General features: G+C 46.2%; 11 protein-coding genes and 1 pseudogene. All 12 read right to left on the bottom strand.

What is annotated here, in order from left to right:
• Window positions 1–7 precede the first annotated feature (7 nt).
• The 12 genes and pseudogenes from D2962_RS10730 to nuoF all read right to left on the bottom strand — a co-directional run bounded on the left by D2962_RS10730 (window position 8) and on the right by nuoF (window position 12,978).
• Window positions 8–607 (bottom strand): uroporphyrinogen decarboxylase family protein, encoded by a 600-nt coding sequence (locus D2962_RS10730; RefSeq protein WP_122014969.1) that lies wholly within the window; start codon window positions 605–607, stop codon window positions 8–10.
• Between the two features lie 22 nt (window positions 608–629).
• A complete protein-coding gene (locus D2962_RS10735; protein ID WP_120765863.1) occupies window positions 630–1,658 on the bottom strand; it encodes an MtaA/CmuA family methyltransferase in 1,029 nt (342 codons plus the stop codon).
• 92 nt (window positions 1,659–1,750) lie between these two features.
• A complete protein-coding gene (locus D2962_RS10740; protein ID WP_120765862.1) occupies window positions 1,751–2,413 on the bottom strand; it encodes a corrinoid protein in 663 nt (220 codons plus the stop codon).
• A gap of 260 nt (window positions 2,414–2,673) precedes the next feature.
• On the bottom strand, window positions 2,674–3,711 hold the full coding sequence (locus D2962_RS10745) for an RnfABCDGE type electron transport complex subunit B (protein ID WP_120765861.1): 1,038 nt from the start codon (window positions 3,709–3,711) through the stop codon (window positions 2,674–2,676).
• A 91-nt stretch (window positions 3,712–3,802) separates the two neighbouring features.
• Window positions 3,803–4,390, bottom strand: a complete 588-nt coding sequence (gene rsxA / locus D2962_RS10750; protein ID WP_120765860.1) for an electron transport complex subunit RsxA — start codon at window positions 4,388–4,390, stop codon at window positions 3,803–3,805.
• A gap of 15 nt (window positions 4,391–4,405) precedes the next feature.
• On the bottom strand, window positions 4,406–5,011 hold the full coding sequence (gene rsxE / locus D2962_RS10755; RefSeq protein ID WP_120765859.1) for an electron transport complex subunit RsxE: 606 nt from the start codon (window positions 5,009–5,011) through the stop codon (window positions 4,406–4,408).
• Complete coding sequence (locus D2962_RS10760) at window positions 5,011–5,553, bottom strand: RnfABCDGE type electron transport complex subunit G (RefSeq protein WP_122014970.1); 543 nt, start codon at window positions 5,551–5,553, stop codon at window positions 5,011–5,013. The genes rsxE and D2962_RS10760 overlap by 1 nt, the downstream gene beginning before the upstream one ends.
• A complete protein-coding gene (locus tag D2962_RS10765; protein ID WP_120765857.1) occupies window positions 5,550–6,473 on the bottom strand; it encodes an RnfABCDGE type electron transport complex subunit D in 924 nt (307 codons plus the stop codon). Before D2962_RS10765 ends, D2962_RS10760 begins: the two co-directional genes overlap by 4 nt.
• Before the next feature lie 110 nt (window positions 6,474–6,583).
• Window positions 6,584–7,900 (bottom strand): electron transport complex subunit RsxC, encoded by a 1,317-nt coding sequence (gene rsxC / locus D2962_RS10770; RefSeq protein ID WP_122014971.1) that lies wholly within the window; start codon window positions 7,898–7,900, stop codon window positions 6,584–6,586.
• A 316-nt stretch (window positions 7,901–8,216) separates the two neighbouring features.
• Window positions 8,217–9,948: pseudogene (locus D2962_RS10775) on the bottom strand (NADH-dependent [FeFe] hydrogenase, group A6).
• Window positions 9,935–10,792, bottom strand: coding sequence for an FAD-dependent oxidoreductase (locus tag D2962_RS10780; protein ID WP_122014972.1), 858 nt, complete (start codon window positions 10,790–10,792; stop codon window positions 9,935–9,937). The pseudogene D2962_RS10775 and the gene D2962_RS10780 overlap by 14 nt, the downstream one beginning before the upstream one ends.
• Window positions 10,793–10,812: 20 nt before the next feature.
• Window positions 10,813–12,978, bottom strand: coding sequence for an NADH-quinone oxidoreductase subunit NuoF (gene nuoF / locus D2962_RS10785; protein WP_122014973.1), 2,166 nt, complete (start codon window positions 12,976–12,978; stop codon window positions 10,813–10,815).
• Between the last annotated feature and the right edge of the window lie 3 nt (window positions 12,979–12,981).

Raw genomic sequence — 12,981 nt, forward strand, 5'->3', positions numbered from 1 at the left:
GTGACCGTCAGAATGAAAAAAATACGGGTTTCCCCCTGGATTTTATTTCAAATACCAGTTTCGAAAGCTCCGGAAAAACCAATTCTCTATAAGATACCGGTGAAAAAAAAAGTCCTTTTGAGCCTGCAAGGTCATCAAATATCATAATGCCGTCGGCACCTTTTTCCAGAAGTTCCAGAACAATTTCAAGATGCCTTTTACCTAAACTTCTCATATAGTTTCTAAACTCTAGCGGACTTTTTTTAGACATTCTAGCCGCCGTCTCAAGACCCATTTCCGAGATAGCCTGCCAGAAAACTCCGGGAATGCCTCCCAGTAAAAAGCAATCTGTATTTTTAGCAAGGTTCTTTATATCCGATGGATTTTCAAAACTTATAGAAAAGCCTGAGTTGTAAGGGTCTACGGTAAAGGTAATAAGGTCGGTGTTCAGCGTATAAATAAAATGTTCCAATAATGCACTGTCGTTTGATTTACCGGGAAAAGCAATCTCACCACAGGGGGGTCGGTCCAGGACCTTGCCCTCCAGGGCTGCAAACACTCTATCCTTTTTAGAAATTGCCGGTCTGCCGGTAATAAACATTTTTGCAAGAACCCTCTTCCATGCCATGCATCATTCGAACCATCTACTTTTACACACTTCCGATTTTTGCGGCATCGGCCATAGCTCTTATGTTTTCAATCGGGGTGTTGGCCCCTATGCCGCAGGCGGGGGATAATATACCTGCCCCCTGGTTTATCGACACTATTGCGGCTTTCCTGACCCTTTCCGGAGTCCCTTTTTCCAGCAGGAAGGTACTGACATTGCCCATGATCACCTTTTCGGGAAGGGCTTGCTTCACCTTTCTGAGATTTGTTATGGCATCGATGCTCAACACCCTGCTTTTGATATTTTTCAACTGGTCAAGCACTGGAAGCAGTCTCCCGCAAATATGGACCATAACAGGTACACCGGTAGCATCTTCTATGGATTCCGTTATTTTATTTATCACCGGAACAGCAACTTCACCAAAGACCTTTGGCCCCAGTATCTCTCCGGTGCCACTGGGATCTGCGAGGTTTATGACATCTGCTCCGGCTTTTGTCATAGCAACTCCAAATTTTACTATATTTTCGGCTACAAATTCCAGAAATTCCATGGCCTCACCGGGGTTTTTCCGGAGGGCTTTATAAAAATCCATGGGTTCCATCAAAGATGTGGCAAGACTGATGGGCCCCGTGAGATTGCCTATGACAGGTATTTCAGGGTATGATTTCTTAAGTATTATTATGGCTTCAAGAACTACCGCTACTCGATAATGGTTTTCGGTAAGTCCGGGAAGTCTATTCCATTCACCGATGGTATTTAAAGGATATTTCACAACCCGGGGTTCGGTCTCCCGGGTGCCCATATAGACTTTTGCACCCATGGCTTCCGCTTCAACAGTCATACAAAAAGGCACTCCGACATTTTCTATACCCCCCAGCAATTGAACTCCTAAGGATAGTCTCGCCATTTTTTCCGGGTCGATATGAGCCTCAGGCCAGAAGCAGGAAGTGGCTTTCATCACATCCACCACCGCCATATTCATCATGCCTCCGGGACAAACGACAGGGACCCGGTCTACAGGTTTTTTATTTATAGCATTAAGTAATCGTGTTTTAAAATTTATTTCACTCATAACTTTTCTCCTTTTTATCACTATAAAGCTCCCGGATGTATTCCGGTTATGCTTTGACTAGAGTAAAACTCCTTCGGAAGCAAAATTTCGCTTCATGATGCCAGTGCATCGGGTATATTCAAAACCCTCTTTGCAACCCTAACCGCACCTGCCGCATTTTCACCATAGCCGTCCGCTCCTATGCTCCTGGCAAAACTTTCGGATATGGGGCCCCCGCCTACCAGCACTTTGACCCTATCCCGCAATCTTTCTTCTTTCAACAGCTCAATTACTTTTTTCATTTCTCCCATAGTTGTAGTCATCAGTGTGGAAAGGCAGATGAGATCCGCATCGACTTGTTTTGCTTTATCTACAAAGTCTCGAGCAGGCACATTCCTCCCCAGGTCAATAATTTCAAAACCTGAAGCCTGAAGAAGCACTTTTACCAGATTTTTCCCGATATCATGGGTATCTCCTTCTACAACTCCTATGACAACCTTTCCCAAAACATGAGTTTCCTCTTTTTTAATATGGGGAGTCACCACTTCAAGTCCTGCGTACATGGCATCGGAGCATAGCAGCAGCTCCGGCACAAAATATTCATTTTCCTCAAAGAGCCTGCCCGCCTCATTCATGCCGATTACCAGCCCTTGATTGATGATGGTGAGCGGACTGATATTCATCTCCAATGCTTTTTTTGAATTTTTTGCCGTAAGTTCTTCTTCCATCTCCACTACATTATCGGCAATGGTCTTCAATATATCGATGTCTTTCAAAATGATTCCCCCTAAAATTTTTATTTCCTAGTTTTTTGATTGGATTACTTGTATTTATAATAATATTATCCTTCATTCTATTATTTGTCAAGATAAAAATTTCTCATTAAACAAAAAAGACCCCAATGATCGGTTGCAGCCTGCTTCGCAACCGTCACCTGACTCAAATAGTCACTTGTCTTATTTTGGGCATAAAAAAAAGGAGATACTTTATCAAGTATTCTCCTCTTACTTCAGAATAAATTGCTACTTCCCACCTCTTACTTGGCCGCATTGCATACTGCACAGTGGTTGTTGTTCACTTTCTGTCCGTTCCTGACCATGGTTATAGCATCCTTAGGGCATTTTTCCTCACATATTCCGCAGCCGATACAAAGCTCCTGATTTACAACATGTTTTTTCTTGACTTCACCTGTTATGGCATTTGCCGGACAATTTTTTGCACAAATAGTGCAGCCTATGCATTTATCATCTATGACAGCTTTTTTGCGCTCGGTAAAAGCTGCCGTTATGGTCTTTGTGGGACATACCTCAACACACTTCATGCAGTTGCGGCATTTTGCATAATCTATGACAGCTACATTGTTGACAACATGAATAGCGTCAAAGGGGCACTCTTTCTCGCACTTTTTGCAGGCAATACAGCCAACATCGCACACCGCCCTGGTATCCTTGCCCTTCAATGTTGCTCTGCAGCGCACGTGAACTTCATTTTTTTCCGGTGTTAAGGCTATTACAAACTTGGGACATTCTTTCACACATAAACCGCAACCGGTGCATTTTTCCTCATCGATGACCGGAAGTCCATCCTCGCTCATGGTGATGGCATCAAAGGGACAAACCCTGGCGCAGTCTCCAAAGCCGATACATGCATAAGGACATCCTTTGGGCCCCCCGTTCACCATTGATGCTGCCCTGCAGGATTTTACCCCATGGTAATCAGCCTTGAGCCTGGCCTCGGCCTTCCCTCCCTGGCACAACACCCGGGCTATTTTTTTATCGGCAGAAGCTCCCGCATCCGAGACACCCATGATACTGGCAACCTTTTTTGCCACATTTTGTCCACCCACTACACATCCATTGGCAGGGGCTTTGCCCTCCACAATGGCTTTTGCAAGGCCTGAACATCCAGGAAAACCGCAGGCGCCACAGTTAGCACCAGGCAATGCTCCGAGAACTTCATCAATTCTGGGGTCATTTTCTACAGCAAATTTTTTAGATGCAATTACCAGGCCTCCCCCTAATATAAAGCCTAAACCCGCCATGCTCAATGTTGAAATTAATATCAAATTTGGCATTACTTTCACCTCCGATATTTCACCACAGTACCTTCTTAAATTCAGGTTATATTTAACTCTTCCATTAACTCTATATTCCTCTGGTATTATATCATAGCGGCACGAGGCCTGCAAAACCCAAAAATATCATGGCGAGTAAGCCAGCGGTAATAAACACTATAGCCGGTCCTTTTAAAGCATCAGGCACGTCACCAAATTCCATGTCTTCCCGGATACCGGACATCAATATTAAAGCTAAAGTAAAGCCTAAACCTGCACCTAAACCGAATATAGTACTTTCAATAAGATTGTAATTTTTTAATGGAATTAAAAGCGCCACTGCCAGCACTATACAGTTAGTAGTAATTAAAGGCAGATATATACCAAAAGCATTGTATAGCGCAGGACTTATCTTTAATACCACCATCTCCACCAGTTGCACCAGTGAAGCAATTACGAGGATAAAAGAGACTATCTGTAAAAAGGGAGCCAAGCCAAAGGGCATCAGTATATAATGCTGGATAAAGTAAGCGGCAACTGCCGTCATAGTCAAAACGAAAGTAGTAGCCATGCCCATACCTACAGCTGTTTCCGTTTTACTGGAAACCCCTAGAAAGGGGCAATTACCCAAAAATCTAGAAAAAACAAAGTTGTTAACCAAAACCGAGCTTACAATTATGAAAAACAATTCCTTCAGCATAATGTACCACCTCCTTTAGTGGCAGTGAGTATTTTTTACGGGCTTTCTTGTGATCATATTCATTATTCCTACCAGTATACCCATCACCAGAAATGCCCCCGGAGGAAGCAGCATAATCACCCAGTGAGTGAAATTCGCTCCCATTATGTGTATTCCAAACAGGGTTCCGGAACCAAGAATTTCCCTCACTATACTAATGAGCGTAATGGCCCACGCATATCCAAGACCCATCCCCAGAGCATCGGCGATAGACCTGATTAAACTCATTTTCGATGCAAAGCCCTCAGCTCTCCATAAAACTATGCAATTTACCACGATCAGGGGAATAAAGATCCCCATCACCTGGTATAAGGCCGGGAAATAAGCTTTCATAAAGAGGTCAACTATAGTAGTAAAGGTAGCAATAACGATAATATAACACGGTATTCTAACTTTTGATGGAATGATATTTTTCAAAATCGAAACCAGTATACTTGAACATGTAAGCACAAATGTCAACGCCAGACCCATGGCGATACCATTCTGGCCGGCCGTCGTTACCGCAAGGGCCGAGCATATGCCTATAACCGCTCTAAATATTGGATTCTCTCCCCAAAGACCATTGACAAAATCTTTAACCATTAAAAATCGCCTCCCACGGGGTAAATTTTTGTGACTGTAGCCAGGGAACTTTTTATGGCTTTTGAAACAGCCGTAGGAGAAATGGTGGCACCCGTAATAACCTTAACATCCTTTTTAGGAATAAATTCATCCTTTACGGATTTGCCCTTGAACTGATCCGTAAATGCCGGTTCTTTTATCCTGGCACCAAGGCCTGGAGTTTCAGACATTGAAAGTATTTCAATACCCGTAAGTTTGCCTTCTTTCGGATTATATCCAACCATTATCTCTATAGGACCACTAAAACCTGAGCCGGTAGTTTTAAAAGCGATGCCTTTTTTATTCCCCTGGTTATCCGTTCCTATATAGAGCGTCATCCCTTCCTTTTCAACAGTTATCATTTTTTCCGCCCCAGGAATAACTTTCATAACCGCCTGCTCGAGGGCCTGTTGAGCTTGCTCCTGAATCTTTGGGTTTGTCACTTCATAAGAAAATGCCAGTAATGCCCCGGCTGCAAGGGAAATTGCCACAAGAACCACTATCATTCTCGTATACTGGTTCATCTAACCTTCACCTCCCCATAAATCCTTGGCACGGTGTATCTATTAATTACCGGAGTAAAGGCGTTCATTAAAAGGATGGAAAAAGACACGCCTTCAGGGTACCCTCCGTAAAACCTTATAATTACAGTGAAAATTCCGGCTCCGATACCAAAAATAATCTTGCCAAGCCTGCTTATAGGCGAAGTTACCATATCAGTGGCCATGAAAAAGGCTCCAAGCATCAAGCCGCCGGAAAGAAGTTCAAAGATCGGATCCCGGCCTAATATTACTGATAAGATTGCCACTGCCCCCAGATAAAATCCGGGAATTCTCCATTCAATATAGCCTTTATACAAAAGGTATAATCCTCCTAATATTATCATCAAAGCAGAAGTTTCCCCCAGAGAACCACCTATATTTCCCAGGAAAAGTTTTACATAATCAGTAGAAACTCCCTGCATTTTCATGATCTGCAAAGGCGTGGCACCGGTTGTACCATCCACCGGATTTATCCATGTAGTCATCTGCACCGGGAAGGTAATCATCAAAAACACCCTGCCAATGAGAGCCGGATTAAAGGGGTTCATTCCGAGGCCGCCGTAAACTTGTTTTCCCAGTGATATAGCTATTGCAGCGCCCACCACCGCCATCCAGAGTGGAAGTCCCGGCGGCAAGTTCAATGCCAGAAGAATCCCTGTCACCATGGCACTGCCATCCCAGACGGTGATGGGCTTGCCCCTGAGTTTTTGAAAGATAGCCTCTGTCAATACTGCTGCCAGTGTTGTTATGATAACAAGAACTAAAGCTCTCATCCCGAAAAAATATATACCTGCAGCCGTCGGTAACAATAAAGCCCCGGCCACGTTGAACATTATTTTCTGAACACTTTCTCCCGAATGGATATGGGGAGATGAAGTCGTAATAAACTTAAATTCTCCCATCCAATTATCCCTCCTGCCTTTGCTTTATATATACATGTTTCAAATTTACACAATTTTTTTGGGTTTCTTCCGCACCATTTTAAGTGCTTAAATTTTTTCCTACATTCATATTATTTTTTCTTTGAAGCAACTATGTGATTTTTAGCAAGTCTGATAAGCTGCGTCAAAGGAATATGAGCAGCACAAACATAGGCGCAACATCCACACTCTATGCAGTCAAGAGCATGATATTCTTCAGCTTCGGTCCACATGCCTCTTTCTGCAAATTTGCCCAGTGTAGTGGGCAACAGGTGTATCGGACATGCATCCACACAGCGAGCGCAGCGTATGCACGGTGACTGCTCGGATAAATTGACATCATTTTTAGCCAGTACAAGTATGCCCGAAGTTCCCTTGACTGCGGGGACATCCAGCACCGACTGGGCAAGACCCATCATAGGGCCACCCATAATAACCTTGCCCACTTCTCCCTTAAATCCTCCACACTGTTCAATAATTTCGGAAAAGGGTGTACCTACTCTTATTAAAAGGTTCTTTGGTTCATTTACTCCTGTGCCTGTTACGGTAGTTATCCTTTCCACCAGGGGCATGCCTGTTTTAATAGCATTGGCAATGGCTGCACATGTGCCGGCATTGTCAACTATAACATGCACATCCATAGGAAGACCACCTGAAGGCACTTCCCGACCGGTGACAGCATTTATGAGCTGTTTTTCACCGCCCTGAGGGTACTTGGTAGCCAACTCGACCAATTCGATGCCATCTTTTGCTTGTATGGCCTTTCTAATGGCTTCAATGGCATCGGGCTTGTTCTCTTCGATGGCAATATATCCATTTTTCACTCCTGTGGCCTTCATTATTGCCTCAAGACCTAACACCACATCATCGGGCCTTTCAACCATCAGCCTGTGGTCTGCCGTTAGGTACGGTTCGCATTCGGCACCGTTTACTATGATGGTATCAATGGTCTTCCCGGGCGGTGGTGACAACTTTACCTGAGTGGGAAAACCAGCACCTCCCATACCTACTATGCCGGATTCCCGGATGAGGTTTTTAATCTCGTCAGGTGTGAGCTCTGCCAGGGGTTTCGGAGTCTTTATACCTTCAAACAGCTCGTCCTTGCCATCGGACTCTATAACCACCGACATTACCATGCCTCCACCGGGATGGGGCTTTGGCTCCACAGCCGTTACCTTGCCTGATATGCTGGCATGGATTGGTGCTGATACAAAGGCCTTAGCTTCGCCAATCTTCTGGCCTTTTTTTACCAGGTCCCCTACCTTAACTATGGGTTCGCATGGAGCTCCCACATGCTGACTCATGGGGATTATTACCCTATCGGGCAATTTTGCCCTTTCGACAGGCTTGTGTTTTGTGAAATCTTTATTGTAAGGAGGATGTATACCTCCCCTGAAGGTTTTGAGCATCGTTTCACCTCTCCTTTTAAAGTAAAACCTAATATAAGTTCGACATTTTTTTTAAAAAACCTTTTAAAATTATCCTTTTTATGCTAAAATTTCTTTTCACAAAGTATATAGTATACATTATTACATGGGTTATTGCATACAATTTATTTAATTCAGATACCAAAAAAATTTTTAAAGTTGTCAATAAATATGGTAGGATGATTATAAAGCTAATTTCACATATTCATTATACAATAAAAAAAGCCCGTGTTCTATAATTATATGTTAGAATTTGATTGTTATATTTTTCAAATTAAAACATAAAAAGGCCCGGGGGTTATTCCCGGGCTAAAACCCTGGGTCTTGGGGTGTAATCGGTATGGAGAAGCTCATGAGCTCTGTGGCTCAAGGGCTTTATCAGAAAATCCCTGTAAAGCTGCTGTACTACCGGATTTTCATGGGATTTCCTTAGCCTCATGGATTTATCGGCCTCATATATGGCCTGCATGCGCTTTTGTCTTACGTCATTATCCGTGGGAATAATCTGGCCTCCTCCTCCCAAACAGCCGCCCGGACATGCCATAACTTCTATAAAATGGTATGTTTTTTGTCCGGCTTTCACTGCTTCGAGAAGCTTTCGCGCATTGGCCAGGCCATGAGCTACGGCGGCTTTTAAAATGGTGCCGTTGATGGCTAGCTCCGCTTCTTTTATACCGTCAAGACCTCTTACCGGAGTAAAATTAATGTCTTCCAGCTCCTTACCGGTCACCAGTTCATATGCTGTTCTGATGGCTGCTTCCATAACCCCGCCGGTGGCTCCGAATATGACGCCGGCACCGGTGGATATGCCCAGCGGCAGATCGTATTCCTCGGGCTCCAGTTTGGAAATATCTATTCCCATTTCCTTTATCATTCTGGAAAGTTCCCTGGTAGTTATAGCTATATCCACATCGATGTATCCGCTGGATACCATTTCCCCCCTCTGAGCCTCAAATTTTTTGGCTGTGCACGGCATCACCGACACCACAACAACATTTTCAGGGTTAAGCCTTGCTTTTGCGGCATAGTAGGTTTTTATCAGAGCGCCCATCATCTGCTGCGGAGATTTGCAGGTGGAAAGATTGTCGAGGAATTCCGGATAAAAATGCTCGCAGAATTTTATCCATCCCGGGCTGCAGGACGTTATGAGGGGCAATTTCCCTCCGGTTTCAAGGCGCTCGATGAGCTCACTGCCCTCTTCCATGATGGTGAGGTCTGCAGTGAAATCTGTGTCGAATACTCTGTCAAACCCCAGCCTCCGAAGGGCTGCCACCATCTGCCCTGTCACAATACTGCCGGGTTCCAGACCAAAGGCTTCTCCCAGGGCTACTCTTACCGCCGGAGCCGTCTGCACCACTACAAATTTATTTGGATCTGCCAGGGCTTCAAAAACCTTTTCCGTATCGTCCCTTTCGGTCAAAGCGCCGGTAGGGCATGCCATGACACACTGGCCGCACTGGCTGCATGGCATACGGTACAACCCCTCGCAGAAGGATGGGTCAATGGAGGTCTTGAAGCCCCGGTGGTGGGGTTCCAGTACACCTATGCCCTGGATGTCATTGCACACATTGACGCAACGCCGGCAAAGAATGCATTTATTCGGGTCCCGAACAATGGCGGGGGGTGGTTTCATCCTTTTCGTAACGGGATCTTTCTCCCTCAAAGGGCATTTCGGTAATATTGAGTTGGCTTGAAAGCTTCTGTAGTTCACAATTTCCGTTTCTGAGGCATGTAGGACATTCCATTGGATGGTTCGACAGAATGAGTTCCAGGATGGTCTTCCGTGCTTTTCTTATAAAGGGAGTATTGGTTCTTACTTCCATGCCTTCCGCCGCCGGTGTGACGCAGGACGCCTGTAGGGTTTTGGCCCCCTTGACTTCCACCACGCAGAGCCGGCATACTCCCATGGCCTTCAAATCCTCTCGGTGACAGAGGGTGGGAATGTATATCCCGGCCTTTTTAGCTGCATCCAGGATGGTGGAGCCTTCTTCCACCTGGACATCTACACCGTTTATTTTAAGATTCAGCATTTTTCACCCCTCCTTCCTGGGATTCTTTAACATCGCATCTCAAGCAGCGGCAAGCTTCCTTATATGCCATTTCTTCCGACATGCCCCGTTCCACTTCGGCAAAGCTCTTTGTTCTCTCATCCGGAGAAAGTTTTTGTACTGCGTACCTTTCCATCGGCTGTTCATAAATTTCGTATTCGGTTTTCCTAACATATGTCCTCTTTCTCCTGTACATCTCTCCTCCCAGGAATTTATCTATGGACAGTGCCGCTCTCCGCCCAAAATCTATGGCCTCTATAACTGTGGCAGGGCCAGTTACGCAGTCGCCTCCGGCAAAGACGCCGGTCAGGGATGTTTCCAGGGTATCTTTATTTACCTGAAGGGTCATATTCTTATTTACCTCAATCCCAATATTATTTAAATCAGGCTGTTGTCCTATGGCTGCGATGACACTATCGACCTTCACCGTAAATTCCGAACCCTCGATGGGGACCGGTTTTCTCCGGCCGCTTCTGTCGAATTCCCCGGCTCTCATCCTCTGTATCCTGATTTTATCCACCTTTCCATTGTCGCCCAGGATTTCCACCGGAGCGGTGTAGTGGTGGAACCTTATGCCTTCGGCCAGAGCGTCTTCAATTTCCTCTTTTTGAGCCGGCATCTCTTCCCTGCTCCTGCGGTAAAAGAGGTGAACCTCGCCGGCTCCTTTTCTCAGAGCAGTCCTCGCTGCATCTATCGCCGCATTGCCGCCGCCTATGACTGCTACCCGTTCCCCGAGAGGTACTTCCAAACCTAGATTTACTTTCCTCAAAAATTCCACGCCTGAAAATACTCCAGTCAGTTCCTCGCCGGGAATCCCCAGCTTCATGTCCCTGTGGGCTCCTATAGCTATAATATGGCTTCAAAGTTCTGTTTCTTTAAATCTTCCAGGCTAAAATCTCTTCCGAGGGCCTGATTCAATTTTATCTCGACCCCGACGGATTTTATATGCTCGATTTCCGCCGCCAGGATCTCCCTGGGAAGCCGGTATTCGGGAATCCCTACCGCCATCATGCCTCCGGCCACCGGCAGAGCTTCAAATACCGTAACGCTGTACCCTTCCCTCGCCAGGTAATAGGCCGCGGTAAGCCCCGAAGGACCTGCACCGATGATGGCCACTTTTTTACTTTTGAGCGCTCTCAAGACGGGCTTTTGTGGATTTTTCATATCATAGTCGGCGGCAAATCTTTTCAATGCCCTTATGGCCACAGGATCATCTATCTGGGATCTGCGACATTTAGACTCGCAGGGATGGTTGCACACCCTGCCGCAAATGGCCGGGAAGGGGTTGTTTTCCCTTATTATTTCCACCGCTCTGGAATAATCCTTTTGCCTTATGGCGCTTATATAAAGCGGCACTTCCACTCCGGCGGGACAGGCGTTCTGGCATGGCGAATCAAAAAGGCTTGCACATACCGAAGCAGGACATTTTTTATATTTTATGTGTGCTTCATACTCGTCTCTAAAATACCTGATGGTGGAGAGTACCGGGTTCGGAGCCGTTTGCCCCAGGCCGCACAGGGCGGTTTCCTTTATGATATTGCCGGTATCTATGAGCCTCTCAATATCCCCTTCGCGGCCTTCACCCCTGGTGATGCGTTCCAGAATCTCCAGCATCCTCTTGGTGCCCAGGCGGCATGGGGCGCACTTGCCGCAGGATTCGTCCTGCACAAACTGTAGGAAGAATTTTGCAAAGTCCACCATACATGTATCTTCATCCACTACGATAAGTCCACCGGAACCCATGATGGTGCCCAGTTCCTTCAATGTCTCATAATCCACAGGAGTATTCAAATATTCCCTGGGTATGCATCCCCCGGAAGGCCCACCGGTCTGGGCAGCCTTGAATTTTTTCCCGCCGGGTATTCCTCCTCCGATATCGTATATTATATCCCCCAGACTCGTGCCCATGGGCACCTCCACAAGGCCTGTGTTGTTGATTTTTCCGGCCAGGGCGAACACCTTGGTCCCGGTATTGTTGGAAGTACCGTATGAAGCAAACCATTCGGCTCCATTCAAGATAATCGGGCAGATATTGGCATAGGTCTCCACATTGTTTATAAGAGTGGGTTTCCCGAGATACCCTTCGTTGGCCGGAAATGGTGGTTTTGGCCTGGGCTCCCCACGCTTCCCCTCCACCGATGCTATAAGGGCCGTCTCTTCACCGCATACGAAGGCTCCCGCCCCTACCTTTATATCAAGGTCAAAGTCAAAACCGGTCCCCAGGATATTCTTGCCCAGTAGGCCCCACTCTCTGGCCTGGGAAATGGCATGGCCCAAACGTTCCACCGCCAGGGGGTATTCTGCCCGGACATAAACATACCCCTGATTTGCACCTACAGCGAAACCTGCTATAGCCATGGCTTCTATCACGGAATGGGGATCTCCTTCCAGGACACTTCTGTCCATGAATGCGCCGGGATCTCCTTCATCGGCATTGCACAGTACATATTTGGGATAGCCTTTAGCCCTGGCGGTAAAGCTCCACTTCAATCCTGTAGAGAACCCTGCACCGCCGCGACCCCGAAGGCCTGACTTTTTAATGACATCTATCACTTCTTCGGGTTTCATTTCACTCAGTACTTTGGTCAATGCCTTATACCCGTCAACAGCTATATATTCCTCTATACTCATGGGGTCTATAAGGCCTGTGTTTCTCAGGGCAATTTTTACCTGTTTTGCGAAAAAAGGGTTTTCTCTTAACGTGGGGGCAAGCCGACCGTCGTGTTCCCGGGCCACCAGTTCCTCCACTACCTCCCCCATATAGAGATGTTTTTCGACTATCTTTGCGGCGCCTTCCGGCGTAACTTTGGTATAGAGCACGCCCTCCGGATACACTAGCACCATGGGGCCTAGATGACAGGGGCCCATACACCCCGTTACCACTACTTTGATTTCCTGCGAAAGGCCCATCCGCTCAATACCTGAAAGCATTGCTTCCTTTACTTTGAGGCATCCGGATGACATACATCCCCCGCCGCCGCATACCAGCACATGGCTTCTGTAAAATTGCATTTC

Origin of the sequence: Biomaibacter acetigenes, assembly GCF_003691585.1 — a bacterium.
GTDB lineage: Bacteria > Bacillota > Thermosediminibacteria > Thermosediminibacterales > Tepidanaerobacteraceae > Biomaibacter > Biomaibacter acetigenes.